We start from the raw sequence: 16,397 nt of genomic DNA, 5'->3' as shown, positions 1-16,397 counted from the left end.
GTTTCGTAGATTGCAGGCGAGACATGAGGACCTCCTCTGATTTGTTAAACAGGATTACAGGAAAGAATGTAAGACGAATCCAGGGGATGGTCCCCTTTTTTTAACATAAAGCCTGAACTTGATTCAGGATCTCGAAGTTAGTGCCTTTGATTCATCGAATCTGTTCACCAACTGGCGCAAGTTTGCAACTTGTGCCAGTAAAGCCACCAAGCGTGTATATGGTCCAAGTTGCAAACTTGAACCGGTTTGGAGTGTTCTTATATCCTTAAATAGACTCAATTAACGTTTCTCAAATTAGCGAAAACCTATTTCTTACCAGCCTTACTTTTGTCAATACCTTTGGCACTGATCTCCGGATACACCCAGTTCCAGCGCGGCCCTTCCTCAATCATCTGCTCCTCGTATGAAACCCCGATGAAATCACAGAGCGTTTGCAGTGTCGGTTCGGTTTGGTTGATGAGTTCATCAAAGGAGATGGTAAAAGCATTATCCCTTTGCTCCAGCTGCGAAAGAATTTGGCTGCCCTTTTCTATCGTATACTCAATTTCCTCCTCCGATATCTCTTCCGTTTTTACTTCTCCCTTAAAGGTAGGTAAGGTCACCATATCCCTGTTTCCCATGCTGTTTCGCACATCCGATAGTTCACGACGGATGAGGATGAGTTTCAGGTTGTCGATCTCGAGATAATCTTCAATAGAAAGCATGCTTTTGGGCCACAGTTTTAATAAGCCGACCCGGTTCAAGAGTTTTACGCCCATATTGCGTTTCCGGTCCATATCGATTTGCCGGGGTACGCAGAGCTTATTTCCCACAACCGGCTTCCCGATGGCGTCTATCCAACTGCGCCCGAAATCCTCACAGATAAGGCTGACATTTGAGTGGGCGCCAATTAAACTGGCCAGGATGGAGGTGCCGGACCGCGGCAGACCAAGAATCAGCAGATGCGTGCGGTCTTGTTGGTAGTCTTTTTTAAAAAGCTTCAATATCAGGTAGATTTTGTTATGTTCAACAGCATCAATGTTAAATAAATATAAGCGATATTGGATTCTATTAAGCTATAAAACGCTACTTCGGTGTCAGCCTGAACTTGTTTCAGGATCTCGCAAAGTTGAGGATATTGATAATGAAACTAACTATATCAACGCTATCGTCCACGATGAGATCCAGAATTAGGGTCTAGGATGATACACTTGGTGATTAGCTAATTAATCCAAAATACCCAAACGCACCAATATAACCATTGCCGATGAAAGTATTATTTGTGACCTGCTGGTATCCGCACCAGGGATTCCCGAACAGGGGGATTTTTGTACACGAGCATGCCAAAGCGGTGGCCCGGCAGGGAGGTGAGGTCAAGGTCTTTCATCTTTGGGTGGAGGAGAATTCCGCTATTTGGAAAGTAGAAGAGCGGAAATTTGTAAAGGACGATGTGGAGGTTTTTTCAGTGGTTATCCACTCGCGATTTCAACGGTTTATCTATGGGAATACACCGCTGATGCGAGCATTGGGCAGGTATTATTATAAAAGCAGAATTGCCCAGGTTTTTAGTCCGGATATCATTCACGGCAACGTAATCTACCAAGCGGGAATTATCGCTGAAAAACTGGCAATCCCTGCATTAAAGCCGTTCGTCATATCCGAACACTGGTCAAAACTGGACTGGTACTTTGGCAGGAAAATCCTCTCTTACCAGGCAAAGAAGGTGTACGAAAAGGCGAGTGCAGTTTTACCGGTATCAGATATTCTGAAGGAGAATATTCAAAAGCATTTAGATCAGAAAGATCATCTAATCACTATCCCCAATGTGGTGGATACAGAGCTATTTTTCTATGAAGAGAAGACTTCAGATGATCTGCCTGTTGATCTGCTCATGGTGATGAATTACCAAAACTCGCAGAAACGACCTGAAATGTTGTTGCAGGCATTATCCAGGTTGCCGGGTGAGTTACATCAGAAATTCCGATTGACAATGATCGGACGGGGCAACAACAAGGTTGAAACAAAGGCTTACTGGGATGAACTGGGTCTGCAATCCGAAATCAGATTTACCGGAGAACTTGCAAAGGAGAAGGTTGCGGAGGCGATGCGAGGAGCCGATTACTTTGTGCAGCCAACCAACATGGAGACGTTTGGCGTGACGGTGGCCGAGGCACTGTGCAGCGGACTTCCCTGCCTTGTAAGCAATGCGGGTGCACTGCCGGAATTGGTGGATAAGAAGTCGGGAGTGCTGCTGGAAAACCGGGTAGACGACTGGGTAAAAGCCCTAAAAGATATCCTTGAGGAGAAATATCATTTTGACAGGCAAAAAATAGCTAATCGGTATAAGGATAAGTTTTCTTATGAGATGGTGGGCAAGCAGTTTTTAGAGGTGTATGATGATGTTTTAAATTGATAGGCAATTTAAGCCTCAGCTCTGGATAAACCTACTTCAGGTTTCTTAAAAAAATTTTGAGAGCCAAACAAACGTGTTATGAAAAAGAGTCCAATGCAACGGTATCGGTTTTGCTATCCGACAAGGGTGTTCATTTTGGCTTGATCACGCCGGGGGACGGACACGGCCCTGTCAACGAACCAAAAACTCAAGAAGAATTTAACTCCTCGGGGCTGATACTTCTATGAGCGCTGGTTATATTTTCTGCCAGCCCCTCGTCTGACAGAAATTCTTCAGATTTTTCGTCGTTTGCTATAAAGAAGTCCAAACGTTGGGAAAGCCAGGTTGGCTGGAAATAATCTCCTCTTAATTCCTCATTAAACATTAACAACTCAGCATTCCAACATCCGGCCTGACGTAAATTTCGCTGAGGAAAGAGAGCGTAGCCGGAGCGAACGCAGCGATAATTTACTCCGCCGGCGACGTTTTTGGTTCGTTTTTCGTCGTTCAAAAAATGAACACTACCAAATGTGCACCAAGGGTTTAAAGAAGTAAAAGAAACCTAAAAATTGCTTATTGATTAAACCGAGTTAACGTTAAAGCAACAGTATCAAGAGCTGCTTGAGATGCCCCACTCCCCGAAATTCTTAGGGACAGCCTCAGACGCTTTGATATAGTTTTAAAAGAGTAGCCAGAATTTTTGCTTTCCAAACTCATCATGTCAGCAACGTCTAAAGCTGTCGAAAAAGCCTCATGTCGAATTCATAGAGTTTTCCTCCCTGCATTGTTAGGGAGGAAACCAAAGGTGGGTTAACAGGGGGCAGGCTCCCCAACAATCAAGGTCAGGCCCTCGCAAAGGCTTTGCGTAGGGTAGGAAGAGCCTTTGCGTAGCCTACGCGAAGTTCATGCGTAGGCTAGACAGAGGTCACGATTAAAGAAACCTCTTCAACACATTCTTCACGATTCCAGAGCAAACTTCATCGATTAGCAGGGACCCTCCAAAAGTGATGGAAGAAGCCGAAAACACGCCGCCGCGGCTTCCCTCTGCCTCACGGATGACCATATCGGCACCGCCGCCCCTGTTTTGTCCCTTTGCCACCAGTGTGAAGTCCCCGGGAGCTGTGTGACTCAGTTTATCCGTTTCCCAGCCGGAAGCGCCATGCCCCTTGAGTCCAGATACCGTTCCCAGTCGGCCGGGATCATAAACCTGCCGTTTTTGTGGTGTTTTATGGTTCAATGAATCTTCCCCAAAAAACTGACCTTTTTTCATGTCCAACTGCTCAAATACCCAATGATTTTGCTTACGAACCTGGTATGGTGCAGCTGTTCCCAGGTCGCCCTCGGTAAACCGTACGCCCAGGAGCTGGGTCTCATCCGCCACACTCTTCTCAAACTTGAGACTGGTACAATGCAGTGAGCCGTCCTGATAAAAATCGACTTCCCGGTACATGGTATTGCCCGAAAGATTGATGATTGAGAGACCGTGGTTCTGGTGGCTCTCCTTCAGTCCCTGGTACATCGGTTTTGACCAGTATTCGCAATGTGTCGATAGGATAATTCCCTCATAATTCCTGAGTATGCCCGGATTTTGATGGAGTTCATATCCAGAGACCACATCGTATTCGTAACCTTCTCGCTCCAGCCAGGCCAGCACCCGCCATTCACCGCCCGCCAGGTGGTTGGTAAATGGGGAAGAGGGAGTGTCACCTTCGAGCGCACAGTTTGTAAATGGTCGATTTATGGAAAGTCGCTTGAACTTCCAGGGCGGATCTGATTGTGGCATGCCGATGATGCCTTTAATCGCCCGAACCAAGGGATCCGGCGCGAGTTTTCCGGCATAAGCCAACAGTTCCGTAAGCTTGCTCGGATCCCTCAGGTAAGGCGATGATTTATCCTCCTCAAAATTGCGGTAGCGGCTTCGTCCGCCCCAGATATTGTAGCACTGCCAGTTATTGGTGCTGGCCAAAACGAGCAGCGGTTTCCGGTTTGCGACATCAGTTGGAGTTGATACGACAAATGGAATGGCAAACGGCTCTTGGTGCTCCGATTCCAGCAACAGGCTATAAATTCCGGGAGAGGCATCTTCGGGAACCTGGTAAGAAAAACTGGTTTCCCAGTCCAGGCCATCTTTTACAAATAACCCATCGGGAATTTCTTGTGTAAACGCTGGTTGGTTTTCCACGGTCAACAGCTTTTCTTTTTTGAGTCCATGGCGATAAAGTGTGGCTTCATAGGGTTCAGGAGCGTGGATGTACGCTTTGATATCATTCCCTGCATGATACCAGAGCCTATCCTGGTAGCCAATGAGCTTATCCTCCAGGAGTCGAACAAGGTCTGGAACTTCATCTACTGGAAATCGCTTACTTGCAAATCCCGTTTTTTCAAACCGTAAGGCTCCTCTGTTGAGCTCTTCTGTTACTTCCCAATGACCGTTTTCATTTGAAGTGCCCACCTGCTTTTTTGTCTTACCTTCTACAACATGAAAAACCTGTACATCGGGAATTGGCTGGGCCAGTTCCGCCCCTTTAATTATGCCAGACAATCTATTCATAACCTAGCATTTCCAGGTAAGGAGTTAATATTTCCAGGACTTCTTCCTGCTGATCGGCCGGAATGTCCTTTTTCCAGCGTCCGCGGTGCGCCCTGTTTAGCTCGAGCCCCATAAGCTTGTCATTCCACTCCAACGACCAAAAGGCACATGTTTCTTTCAGGATCTCCTCTTTATACTGAACCAGTTCTTCGAGTGAAATCTCCATGAAAATATCTTCCGGAACCTGTTGCTTAATGTGTTGCCATCGATCCATAAGGTTACGATAAAAGCGGGCAGACTCAACGGCATCCGAGGGCGTCCATGTTTGGTGGATAAATGATGCTACCACATCACGGGGATCGCGGTAGATATGTACGAGCCGTGCATCGGGCAGAAGCTCTGTAATTTCTTTGAGATAGAGAATATTCCAGGTGTTGTCTTCCACAAAATGGGTCGCCCCGCTGTTCTCTACAATACATGAGGCAATGGACCGGTAAAAAGAACCCAGCCGCTCTTTCATGAATGAATCGGTGGGATTACCACCAGAGATTTTGTTTACTGATCCCAGCGCTTTTCCTGTCCAGGTCCCGGGATAGGTAAAATCTGTCAGGTCATCGATCAGCTGGTCGACGAGGCCGTGATAGTTTGGACAGTGATGGGAAATATCAACCCCGGCAAAAGGTGATTCCAACTTGATTCCTTTGGAAGAGAGCCCTGTTTTCTGGAGCGCATACCGGTAATGTCGAGCAAAAGGGACCGAGTGCCCGGTTTGGTGCAAAATGCGCCTTAACGTTTCCAGGCGGTCGTCAAAAAGGTAGGGCGTCCATTGCGTGGTAAGCGTCCGGTAAAAATCATAGAGTCCGCCGGGGACAACGGTAAAATAAAATTCTGACAACGTGGCTACTTTTGGATGTTGCCCAAAGATTCGACGCAAGACGGTCGTCCCGCTTCGACCGGTACCACCAATCATGCAAAGGTATGGTGCTTTCTCTTTGTCCATTAGTTTATGATCTGCGATAGTTGTCCAGTTAATTTGTACCGCGAAAAGGGATGGTTTTTCAGATCTTTTATGTCAGATGCCGTTTTTTGGTCAACTTTACCGGAACTTAAATCCAGCAGTAGTTGTGCTAGTCCTTTTTCATCCTCGTGCTCAAAAATATAGTGGTGACCCGATTTATTTAAAATATCCGCGGCATCGCCATTTTCGGGGCCAATCATCAAAATGGGATTTTGCGTCCCGATATACTCAAAAAGCTTGCCGGTAAGGATAAGCTCATTGTCTTCGCTGTCCGGTATTACCAGGAGTAACAGGTCCGAGTCCTTCATCGCTTGGATTGCTTCATCGTGTGGGATATAGGAAGTTAACTCGACTCTGTTCTGCAATCCATACTGTTCGATCAGCTGGTGCACATCCGGGTGAACATTGCCGATAAATTCCACTTTTACCGGGGAGGAGTTGGGCAACTCGGATAACGCTTTGAAAAGACTGTGTGGCACGGACAGCTCCCCGATACTGCCGATGTGCCGAATGAGGATATCTTGATCATTTTGGGGCTTTTTTTGCAGTGAATTGAAATCCTCGTGATCAAAACCGTTAGGGATGACGTGGTAAGGGCGATCAAAAACCTGTCGCTCAATGTCTACCATGGATTTGGAGATCACAACCACATCATCAGCTGTTTCAAGTACCGATCGTTCCAGGCGCTCGTCTATGGAATGGGCAACATCGGTGCGTGGCATCAGCTGGTTGTAAAAAATACTGCTCCAGGGATCGCGAAAGTCGGCTATCCACTGAATGCCCATCTTTTCTTTCACATGCTTCCCGACAAAGTGTACCGAATGGGGCGGTCCGGTGGTGATAATCGCGTCAATATTATATTGCTTACAGATTGCCAATGCCCTTGACCGGGCAGTGAGCAGCCATCCGAAGCGGGCGTCCGGAAGGAATAAATTAGCCCGAATCCAGGTACTCAATTTCTTTCCCCAATTCCCTTTTTTGAGTTGAATCGTCGGTTTGGCAGAATCCGAAACCGATTTGCCCGTCATCTTGGAGTAAATGGAAAAAGGCTCGATCGTCTTGGACTTGAAAACTTTGAGCTTTTTTGGAATATCATTGGCCAGGCTTTCATCCACAATGGGATAGGTGGGATTTTCTACCGTAAGCACAAACGGCTGGACGTCAAACGCCGGCAGGTATTTTGCAAATTTCAAGGGTCGCTGGACCCCCGCACCTCCACTCGGCGGCCAGTAGTATGATACGAGAAGTACATTATTATTCATCCCAGCCTGGATTTGTCACTGCATGAGTTTTTCTGGTAAAGACAGACTACTCATTCTGTTCTTCTACAACTTGATCTTCATCCTTGCGGCGATACCACATCACAAGTGCAAACAGCCCGATGCTCCACTGCAGGATGTTGGAAGCCCATGCAATACGTCCCCCCCAGATGTAGGAAACGGGATTGAACTCCATTCTCAGGGTGTGCTTACCTGCCGGTACGTTCATGCCCCGAAGTACGTAATTGGTTTTATAGATCTCTGCAGGTTCGCCGTCAATGGTCAGCTCCCAGCCTTTGGGATAATAAATTTCACTCAATACGAGATAGCCCGGAGTACTACGGTTGGTCGTCATTTCAATGTTTCGGGCGTCGTAGTGTGTTATTTGCAGGCTTGCAGCAGTATCAGCCTGGATATCAACGGATGGATAGCCTTCGACGATTGCTGTATTCGTCGGATCAAATGCCTGTTGCAGGGCTTCAATCGCCTCGCTGGGAGAGGAGACGGTTCGAACAGAATCCACATAAAAAGCTTTTGGTAACACCGACTGGTTTTCAAATACGTACCCGTCATTCCCGGAATAAACCTGCGTAAGATTTTCAAACGGGAGTTGCTGCGGATACGTAATGTACTTGACGTTCAGCATGTTCAGGATCGGCATATTCAGGGAGCCCTGCCCCGTAAACAGCAGGTTGTCAATCAGATCCTGGTAATAGCTCAATTTTGCCCCGGAATAGCCCCCGATGCTGGGATAGAAATAGCTGGGAACGGCGTTGTTGAATGGATTGTCGGTCAGGGGAAACACGCGGTAGGGCCAGCCATCTCCACTCTCGACATTGGATTGCAGGAATTTGTCGATCTCTCGCGCCTGTTGTTGAATCACGCGCTCCGGATCCACCATTTCACTTACCATGCGATCTTCATTGGTATAGCGGTCGCCCACTGAAATATAATCGTAGGAGGCGATGACGACGAGTCCCAGTAGAAAAAATCCGGCACCCAGTTTCTGCTGGACGAATGCAAACACAAGTCCACTAACCAGTAAGACGATAATGAAAAAGCGAATAGAGTCATTTTTGGCCATCTCCTTGCGCTGGGGTTTCAGCTGGGTGTTCATAAAATTATCAACCGCCTGCTGAACCTGTGGTGAAGAGGGCTGAACATTATTATTCTGCGCCACCTGCTGGGCATACTGCTGCCGCTCACCAGGTTTCTCAAAAGAGAGCAGGGCATTGCTGCCCAAGGCAAAGATGAGTCCCAGTCCCAGTGCCACCCCAAAAGGGATAAACAGAGGTTCGAGTTTCTTGGACTTTTCTTTGGCCAGCTCAAACAGGTATTCCAAACCAAAAACCGCTACAATGGTATAGCAGAAAACGGTCACTATCAGCCACATTTCCGGCGTTCGGAACTTGTTGAAATAGGGTACGTAATTGAAGAAAATACGGTTGAAGGAATCAAAATGGTGTCCGAGGGAAAAGAGCAGCGTCAGGGTTCCAACGCCAAAGAACATGTATTTTATTTTCTGTTTTGATCTGAGCAGACCGACCAGGGCAAAGATGAATGCAATAGCCCCAAGGTAATGCGGTCCACTTGTGCCGGGTTTGGGTCCCCAATAGGCTTCGCCCGATCCGCCACCGAATATGCCGGGTATGATCAGCGTGAGCAGCTCTCCAACACCCTGGGACCATCGGAAAGCATAGTCCAGGCCGAGTCCACCGCCACCTTCGGCAAGCGAGGAGCCCCCACGTATGCTGTAAGGGGAATATTCCAGGAGACGCCAGTATTGCTGGGCATTACCGGCAAAACCTAAAATACCGGCAAAAACAATCAATCCTGTAGTTCGGAGCCATGACGAGATTTCATTTCGTTGATATGCCTGCCAGGTATCAAAAAGCCACCAAAAACCCAGCAGGTAGAAAAAGTAGTAGGTAACCTGTGGGTGTCCCGCCCTGAATTCGAGCGTTAAAGCAATGGCAAAAAGAGCAAAACTCAGCAGCTTTTTATCACTCCGCGTCAACAGCCAGTATCCCACGAACATCCAGGGGATAAAAACAAAGGCGATAAACTTACTATTATGACCCGCACCCAGGATGATGGGTAAATATGTGGTGAAACCGATACATATGGCTCCGATAAGCGAGGTGAGAGGCCGCATCCCCATCAGAAACAGCAGAACGTAAACACCGGCCAATAAAATCCAGAAATGAGCGACTGGATAAATGCTCTCAAAGAGGTTTCTGACAAGATTATCGAGGTGAGGGACTGTTTTTTGGACCGAGACGGTGTATGCGGGCATCCCGGAAAACATATTGGTTGCCCATAGCGCTTCCTCTCCATCGTTGGCTTCGCGGTAGTCGAATATAGATTCGGCACCGGCCCGCCACTGTATGGTGTCATCACCCATAAACTGTTTGCCGCCGAAAGAGGCTTCGTCAAAAAGCATGAACGGCAATACCAGTATGATAAAGAGTGCCAGCAGATGCTTTTTACGGAGAGATAACGAAGAGATGAAGTCTGTTTTATAGGAGTTGGATCGGTTGCGAGAACTCATGCTTAATCAATAACCCTTGGAACCCGGAAATAATCTGTGTCAGCATCGGGTGCATTTTTGAGGGCATCTTCATGATCCACCGGCTCTTTGGCTTCATCTTCGCGAAGTCGATATTCAAGGTCGGTTACGTGTTCCAGCGGTTCTACATCACTCGTATCCACTTCCGAGAGGTCGTCCATATAGTCGAGGATCTTGTTCATATCTTCTTTCAGTCCTTCTGCCTCTTTATCGGACACTTGAAGCCGCGCAAGATGGGCTATGTACTGAACATCATCTTTTGTAACAGACATCTATAATATATTTTGTTTGCTGTTTAAACGAATTCAAAGTTAAGAAAACCACATGCAGTGAACAATAACCAATTGCAGTGTGCCAGTTAACAGTGTGTCAGTGATCAGTGAACGCTTTATTTATCAGAATTCTGAGGACATTGCGTATTTAGTATTATTTTGCAGTCAAACAGATAGTAACCTTACCTGATGAACGAATTACGTATCACTCACGCCTCATTCGAGAGTAGTTTGATTAAAGACTTATCCAACCCACTGTTCACTGTAAACTGATCGCTGACACACTGATTAATGTAAAACTGATTCAGTGTGGATACTTAAGGTAATAATTCTGATCTTGGCCTTTCAAAAATTATAAGTAATTTGATGATCCGAAAGAAAGTAAATATCGTTAACGATGCAGGATTGCACGCTCGGCCTGCAGCTTCACTGGTAAAAATAGCCAGCAAGTTTGAAGCGGATTTCTTTATTCATATGCATGGCTATAAGGTGAATGGAAAGAGTATTCTGGGCGTGATGACATTGGCGGCTGAAAAGGGAGCGGAACTGGAATTGGAGGTTGATGGTTCCGATGAAGAAGAGGCCCTGGAAGCTATTACAGAACTTATTGAAGATGGATTTGGTGAAGAAATAACAGATGATCAATGACTACTGATGTAGAGCAACCAGCTTCAAGTGATTTTGTGTTACAGGGCGTTCCCGCATCTAATGGAATTGCTATAGGGAAGGGGTATATCTACCGGAGGCCCAAACCGGTTGTAAACGAAGAAAAGATTGATTCCTCCAATATCACGAAACATGTAGAACTGTTTGATGATGCCCGCCGGGTCATTGAAATGGAACTGCAGCGTCTTAAACGCAAAGAGATTGACGAGATCTCCCTACAGGTGATCGACGCCCAGGTGGAGATGGTGAATGATCCGGATCTGGAACAGCAAGTCAAAAGCCTGATTGAAGACAGAAGACATTCGGTCGATTACGCTATCAAACAGGTGTTTGACTCCTACCTGGAAATGTTGAGCAAGAGCCAAAACAAGATTACGCAGGAACGCATGATCGACCTGGAGGATGTGCGTGATCGCCTTATCCAGGTGGCTACCAATTATTCCATTGAGCTGGATATTGAACCCGGCAGCATTGTGATTGCCGAGGATATCAGTCCGCGCGAGGTCATCCAGTTTTCTGACTACAACATTAGTGCACTCGTTACGGATCACGGGGGGCAGACGTCACACGCCAGCATCCTGGCACGCTCTATGGGGATTCCTTCTGTGGTTGGAACCAAGCGCACATGCCAGCTCGTGGAGGCTTCCTCACAATTAATCGTCGATGGCAATGAGGGGCTGGTTATAGTCGACCCGGATGAGTGCCAGCTCGAGGAGTACAAGGAAAAGATCAAGAATCAGCAGGTTGAGGAACAGAAACTGAGGCGTATCATTTCTGAACCTTCCGAGACGAAAGATGGTGTTCCATTTAACCTGTGTGCCAACATCGAGTTTGTAGAAGAGCTGCCGAATCTCCAGAAATATGGGGCTCACGGTGTCGGTCTCCTGCGGACAGAATCTCTTTTTATCCATAAAGAGCATTTTGAGGACCAGTCCATGCAGACCGCGTTCTATTCCGAGATCCTGGAGAAAACTGGTTCTGATCCGGTCACTATCCGGCTCTTCGATGCGGGTGGCGATAAGTTTTTCAGCATGAATTCCGATGAAAATAACCCTTTCCTGGGATGGCGCGGGGTCAGGATGTTGCTGGATGAGCGAGACCTGCTGCGCGAGCAACTCAAAGCGATACTTACGGTTGCCGGCCGCAATCCCGGTCGTGTGAAAATCCTTGTACCGATGATTTCGATCATGGATGAAGTACTGGAGGTAAAAGATGAGATCGCTTCTATCCAGGAAGAGCTCGAGGAGGAAGGTATTCCCGTGGATCATGAGATCCAGGTGGGAATCATGGTTGAGGTGCCCAGCGTTGCGATAAAAGCGGAGGCTTTTGCCAAAGAGGTCGATTTTTTTAGCGTGGGTACCAACGATTTGACTCAATATACTCTTGCTGTTGATCGGGGCAATGAGCTGATCTCAGAGCTATACCAAGAGGTACATCCGTCGGTTATGGAACTTATCCATGATTGCGTGGTAGCAGCAAAACAGGAAGATATTGATATTGCTGTGTGTGGTGAAATTGCCTCGTACCCGAAGGCCGCGGTTTGCCTGATGGGAATGGGAATTACCGAGTTGAGTATGTCTCCGGTTGCAATTCCCAAAGTGAAAACACTGCTTAAAAAGTATTCTACAAAACAGATGGAAGAGATTGCAGAAGAAGTGCTCTCTTCCATTACTGCTGCTGAAGTAAATAGCATATTGAGTAACCTCTAGAAAGTCCTATAGGATGATGGAATTAACCAAATCGATGATAGAGGAATGTGATACCCAGCAGATGTGGGATTTGCTGGTAGACTTCCCCAACCGCTGGGATGAGGCCGTACGACGAACAGTTGACCTTGAAATTGACTTCATTCCCAACAAAATCAAGCATATTTGCATTGCAGGTATGGGTGGATCAGCCATAGCGGGTGATCTCATCCAGGCCTATACCAAAGATTCATCCCCCGTTCCTGTAGAAGTGGTAAAAGGATATGAAGTGCCAAACTGGGTAGATGAAGAAACACTGATGATCGCCTCCAGTTTTTCCGGCAATACAGAGGAGACTCTGGCAGCACTGCAACAGGCGCGGGAAAAAGGTGCAAAGCCGATGGCCCTGACATCGGGGGGCGAATTGTTGCTTCAGGCCACCAGGCATGGGTTCGATTATTTTCTTATTCCAAGTGAAATGCGGGCGCGAGCTGCCGTGGGATACAGTTTTATCGTTTTGTTTCGGATTTTTCAGAAACTGGGTTTTTTGAAGGAAGGGGAAGAAGCACTTGCTGAAACAAAAACTTTCCTTGAAAACCGGGTAGGACTACTTTCAAACTATTCCGACAACGAGGCGTTGGGTCTTGCAAATGAATTGTCAGAAACACTGCCGGTGGTTTATACAAACAACAACTTTATGAAAGCCGTTGGACAGCGTTGGTGTACCCAGTTTGAAGAAAACTCCAAAACGCTGTCATATCGCAATGAATTTCCTGAGATGACCCATACCGAGATTGTAGGGTGGGAGCAAATCACACATCTTACAGGCCGCCTCTCGATTATTTTCCTGATGGATCGTGAGGATGGGGAACGGATTGAGCAGCGAATGCGGATAACCCGTGAACTTATCGAGGACCAGGCTGATTCTATCATTACACTTAATACAAGCGGCAAAAGTCGGCTGACAAGAATGTTTTCCCTGATACAGCTGGCCGACTGGACGAGCTTTTACCTGGCAATAATTAACGGGGTTGATCCCAGTCCGGTGGCCAAGATCGATCTGTTTAAAAGCAAGCTGGCGGAGCAGTAGGGACTACGAATTAGGATTTAGAATTGTTCGGAGTCAGTGGATGACTCGAAAAGGGAAATTGCATGAAGGTTAGAAACATTAAGCTTTATAAGCTCTTCAATCTCGGTAATACCCAGAAATAACAGGTTAACCAATAACCAATCCCTTTTGTTTGATGTAGATCAATTTAAGAAGGCACTTCAAACCCAGTGGGTTGGGCATGAGATTCGGTATTTCGAGAAGCTGGAGTCGACGAATTCACATCTTAAAACCATTTCGAGTGATGAGATAAGCCACGGGATGATCTGCCTGGCCGATGACCAGACCAAGGGGCGTGGACAGTATGAACGCAACTGGGAGTCGATGCCGGGCCAAAATCTTACGTTTACGATGGTATTTAAACCAGGCCGGGCCGAACGGTTGCATGTTTTGACCCTGGCATGCGCATACGCTACTGCAATATTGATCGAAAAGAAAACCTCTCTGAAAGCGCAGATAAAATGGCCCAACGATCTGATAGTGAATCGGCGTAAAATTGCCGGGCTGCTCACAGAAACAGTTTTTAGTGGAAACCGGTTGGACCGGGTTCTGGTAGGGATCGGTTTTAACATAAACCAGGAGTCGTTTGGCAAGGCTCTGGATCATAAAGCAACCTCACTGAAAATAGAGGATGGTTCAACTTTTGAACGAGAAAAACTGCTAGCCGAATACCTCAATTTTATAGAATATTGCTATACACGTTGGCACCAAAATGATACTGAGCTGTTGCGCTCCATAAACCAGAAATTGATCGGCTATGGAGAGTGGATCACGTTATCTGTGAATGGACAAAGCAGCACTGACAGGTACAAGCTGTTGGGCATTAATGAGAAGGGCCAGTTAACTGTAATTAACCAGGAAGCCGGTGTAGAAACCTTTTCTTATGAGCAAATCCGACTTATCATCGATTGAAAATCGAGTAGCACAACACCTGGCGACCTATTTCGCGGGGGAATCGCCGAGTTTTGTTGCAGGAGTTAGTGGCGGCCCCGACTCAATGGCACTGCTCTACATTTTGAAGCGCTTGGAGGTGGAGGTAGTGGTCGTGCACGTAAATTACCAAAAAAGGGGGGAGGCGTCGGAGAAAGACCAGGAGCTGGTAGAACAGATGTCAGACCGCTGGGGCTTTGACTGCCATACCGTGCGCCTGGATCCCGCTGAAGCAGAGGGGCAAAACTTCCAACAATGGGCCCGGAAGCGTCGGTACCAGGTTTTTCGAGAGCTCCAAAATGAATATGGCAGTGATGGAATAGCGATCGCTCACCACCAGGACGATCAGGTTGAGACTGTGCTGCAAAAGCTTTTCAGAGGGGCGGGGCTGGCCTCTTGGAGTGCCATGAGTGTTTGGGAACCGCCACTGTTTCGCCCCCTCCTTGATACCACCCAAAAGCAGGTTATGGATTATATTGAGGAGAGAGCGATTCCCTACCGAACTGACCGGAGCAACCTGGAGAACGATTTTGCCCGTAACTTGCTGCGAAATGAGTGGCTTGACAAGATGGGTGACTTCTTCCCGGGATGGAGAAAGAATGTACTTCGCCTGCCACAGCAGGCCGAACTTTTTACCGAGGCGCTGACCTGCCTGGAGGAGCAGGTAACCGACAACAGGGATCGCATCAATTTGACAGCACTTGGAGAACTGAGTATCGGCCTTCAGAAGGCCCTGATACTACATATGCTCAAAGGATTTGATCCTGATATCGAGGTCACCACCGGGGCATTGGATCAACTCGAGGATCTTGCCTCCCTGCAAACGGGAAAGTCAATTCAGCTGACCGAGCACTATTCGCTGCTGAACGATCGTAACTGGCTAAAGTTTGTCTATGAACAACCCGATTCTTTAACCCTCATTAAAATCAGGGAAGAGGACCTTAAGAAAAAGCCGTTCAGCTTTGATGGATTGAGGTTTTCTGTCCAAGAGTTTGTTGACCCCGATTATGAGAATACCTTGTACTTAGATCTGGAAAAGATAACATGGCCACTTTCACTGCGTCGATGGAAGGCGGGCGATGCCTTTCAACCGTTCGGTATGGTGGGGCACCAAAATGTATCGGACCACCTCACCAACAGGAAAATAAGTGCGGCTGAAAAGAGAAAAGCCCTGGTATTGGAATCTTTTGAAGAGACAATTGCGGCTGTTATCTTTCCGCCAATTGAAAAGATAACCCCTCCGGGCACCATTTCTGAATTTGTAAAATGTGACCAGGAAACATCGGAGTGCCTGGTGATAAGTTGGAGTAACTCATAAGCAAGATGTCCCTTTACAAACCCGAGACTGTAATTTGCAACGGTGAAACCTTCAAGGTCTATCTTTCAGAAAAGCAGATTCAAGATCGTGTGGTCGAGATTGCTAAACAGCTTAACCGGGATTATGCTGACAAAAAACCGATATTTATTGGGGTGCTGAACGGCGCTTTTGTCTTTCTTTCTGATCTCCTCCGGAATGTTACCATACCCTCGGAAGTAGATTTTCTGAAGTTAAGCAGCTATGGGGATGAAAAGGTCTCATCGGGACAGGTTACTGACCTGAAAGATATAGATGCCAACATTGAGGAGCGCCACATACTGCTGGTGGAAGATATCGTTGATACCGGTCTTTCAATGAAATATATGGTGAACAAGCTGCAGCGAAAGAATCCCGCCTCAATCGCAACAGTCACATTACTGCACAAGCCGGAAGCAACACATCACGACGTGCCATTGGATTATGTTGGCTTTGAAATTCCCTCTCTTTTTGTTTTGGGTTACGGGCTGGATTACGCTCAAGAGGGCAGGAACCTGGCACAGATCTATATTCTTGATGGTGAGCAGTAAATGACTGGCGCTTATCAACCTAGGGCCTGCATCTGCCAAACAGTTAAAAAGGAAGAACAAAATTTCTGCTTTCTCAAAAAAAGTAATTTTTAGATTGATAAGGTA

Annotated in this window: 14 protein-coding genes; 7 read left to right on the top strand and 7 right to left on the bottom strand. The window is 47.0% G+C overall.

The window, feature by feature from the left end; genetic code table 11:
* Positions 1-305: 305 nt before the first annotated feature.
* A complete protein-coding gene (locus NC796_RS23345; protein WP_310688232.1) occupies positions 306-983 on the bottom strand; it encodes a sulfotransferase domain-containing protein in 678 nt (225 codons plus the stop codon).
* A 263-nt stretch (positions 984-1,246) separates the two neighbouring features.
* On the opposite strand from NC796_RS23345, the gene NC796_RS23340 reads away from it, so the two are divergent.
* A complete protein-coding gene (locus NC796_RS23340) occupies positions 1,247-2,392 on the top strand; it encodes a glycosyltransferase (protein WP_310688231.1) in 1,146 nt (381 codons plus the stop codon).
* Between the two features lie 187 nt (positions 2,393-2,579).
* On the opposite strand, the gene NC796_RS23335 is transcribed toward NC796_RS23340, so the two are convergent.
* The 6 genes from NC796_RS23335 to gatC form a co-directional block, all read right to left on the bottom strand.
* The gene (locus tag NC796_RS23335; RefSeq protein WP_310688230.1) at positions 2,580-2,882 is read right to left on the bottom strand and encodes a hypothetical protein; all 303 of its coding nucleotides are present in this window, start codon (positions 2,880-2,882) and stop codon (positions 2,580-2,582) included.
* Between the two features lie 420 nt (positions 2,883-3,302).
* On the bottom strand, positions 3,303-4,922 hold the full coding sequence (locus NC796_RS23330) for a N,N-dimethylformamidase beta subunit family domain-containing protein (RefSeq protein WP_310688229.1): 1,620 nt from the start codon (positions 4,920-4,922) through the stop codon (positions 3,303-3,305).
* Entirely contained in the window at positions 4,915-5,901 is a 987-nt protein-coding gene (locus NC796_RS23325; RefSeq protein ID WP_310688228.1) for a sulfotransferase, read from the bottom strand. Before NC796_RS23325 ends, NC796_RS23330 begins: the two co-directional genes overlap by 8 nt.
* A complete protein-coding gene (locus NC796_RS23320) occupies positions 5,901-7,181 on the bottom strand; it encodes a glycosyltransferase family 4 protein (RefSeq protein WP_310688227.1) in 1,281 nt (426 codons plus the stop codon). The genes NC796_RS23325 and NC796_RS23320 overlap by 1 nt, the downstream gene beginning before the upstream one ends.
* A 46-nt stretch (positions 7,182-7,227) precedes the next feature.
* A complete protein-coding gene (locus NC796_RS23315) occupies positions 7,228-9,729 on the bottom strand; it encodes a YfhO family protein (protein ID WP_310688226.1) in 2,502 nt (833 codons plus the stop codon).
* Positions 9,730-9,731: 2 nt separating this feature from the next.
* Complete coding sequence (gene gatC, locus NC796_RS23310; RefSeq protein WP_310688225.1) at positions 9,732-10,019, bottom strand: Asp-tRNA(Asn)/Glu-tRNA(Gln) amidotransferase subunit GatC; 288 nt, start codon at positions 10,017-10,019, stop codon at positions 9,732-9,734.
* Positions 10,020-10,385: 366 nt separating this feature from the next.
* Between gatC and NC796_RS23305 the strand changes: the two genes are divergently transcribed.
* From NC796_RS23305 to hpt, 6 genes are all read left to right on the top strand, one after another.
* Complete coding sequence (locus tag NC796_RS23305) at positions 10,386-10,667, top strand: HPr family phosphocarrier protein (protein ID WP_310688224.1); 282 nt, start codon at positions 10,386-10,388, stop codon at positions 10,665-10,667.
* Positions 10,664-12,394, top strand: a complete 1,731-nt coding sequence (gene ptsP / locus NC796_RS23300; protein WP_310688223.1) for a phosphoenolpyruvate--protein phosphotransferase — start codon at positions 10,664-10,666, stop codon at positions 12,392-12,394. Before NC796_RS23305 ends, ptsP begins: the two co-directional genes overlap by 4 nt.
* Positions 12,395-12,407: 13 nt before the next feature.
* Complete coding sequence (locus NC796_RS23295) at positions 12,408-13,460, top strand: bifunctional phosphoglucose/phosphomannose isomerase (RefSeq protein WP_310688222.1); 1,053 nt, start codon at positions 12,408-12,410, stop codon at positions 13,458-13,460.
* A gap of 147 nt (positions 13,461-13,607) precedes the next feature.
* The gene (locus NC796_RS23290; RefSeq protein WP_310688221.1) at positions 13,608-14,390 is read left to right on the top strand and encodes a biotin--[acetyl-CoA-carboxylase] ligase; all 783 of its coding nucleotides are present in this window, start codon (positions 13,608-13,610) and stop codon (positions 14,388-14,390) included.
* A complete protein-coding gene (gene tilS / locus NC796_RS23285; RefSeq protein WP_310688220.1) occupies positions 14,362-15,726 on the top strand; it encodes a tRNA lysidine(34) synthetase TilS in 1,365 nt (454 codons plus the stop codon). The genes NC796_RS23290 and tilS overlap by 29 nt, the downstream gene beginning before the upstream one ends.
* Positions 15,727-15,731: 5 nt before the next feature.
* On the top strand, positions 15,732-16,292 hold the full coding sequence (gene hpt / locus NC796_RS23280; protein WP_310688219.1) for a hypoxanthine phosphoribosyltransferase: 561 nt from the start codon (positions 15,732-15,734) through the stop codon (positions 16,290-16,292).
* Positions 16,293-16,397: the final 105 nt, after the last annotated feature.

Origin of the sequence: Aliifodinibius sp. S!AR15-10 (assembly GCF_031569985.1) — a bacterium.
Classification (GTDB): domain Bacteria; phylum Bacteroidota; class Rhodothermia; order Balneolales; family Balneolaceae; genus JAMQKA01.
Note: the sequence above shows the minus strand (reverse complement) of the source record. Positions and strands in the feature narration are given on the sequence as shown.

Coding starts and splice junctions, on each gene's coding strand:
- hpt (WP_310688219.1), top strand. CDS start 15,732: ATGTCCCTTTACAAACCCGAGACTGTAATTTGCAACGGTGAAACCTTC.
- tilS (WP_310688220.1), top strand. CDS start 14,362: ATGAGCAAATCCGACTTATCATCGATTGAAAATCGAGTAGCACAACAC.
- gatC (WP_310688225.1), bottom strand. CDS start 10,019: ATGTCTGTTACAAAAGATGATGTTCAGTACATAGCCCATCTTGCGCGG.
- NC796_RS23330 (WP_310688229.1), bottom strand. CDS start 4,922: ATGAATAGATTGTCTGGCATAATTAAAGGGGCGGAACTGGCCCAGCCA.
- NC796_RS23320 (WP_310688227.1), bottom strand. CDS start 7,181: ATGAATAATAATGTACTTCTCGTATCATACTACTGGCCGCCGAGTGGA.
- ptsP (WP_310688223.1), top strand. CDS start 10,664: ATGACTACTGATGTAGAGCAACCAGCTTCAAGTGATTTTGTGTTACAG.
- NC796_RS23305 (WP_310688224.1), top strand. CDS start 10,386: ATGATCCGAAAGAAAGTAAATATCGTTAACGATGCAGGATTGCACGCT.
- NC796_RS23295 (WP_310688222.1), top strand. CDS start 12,408: ATGATGGAATTAACCAAATCGATGATAGAGGAATGTGATACCCAGCAG.
- NC796_RS23340 (WP_310688231.1), top strand. CDS start 1,247: ATGAAAGTATTATTTGTGACCTGCTGGTATCCGCACCAGGGATTCCCG.
- NC796_RS23325 (WP_310688228.1), bottom strand. CDS start 5,901: ATGGACAAAGAGAAAGCACCATACCTTTGCATGATTGGTGGTACCGGT.
- NC796_RS23315 (WP_310688226.1), bottom strand. CDS start 9,729: ATGAGTTCTCGCAACCGATCCAACTCCTATAAAACAGACTTCATCTCT.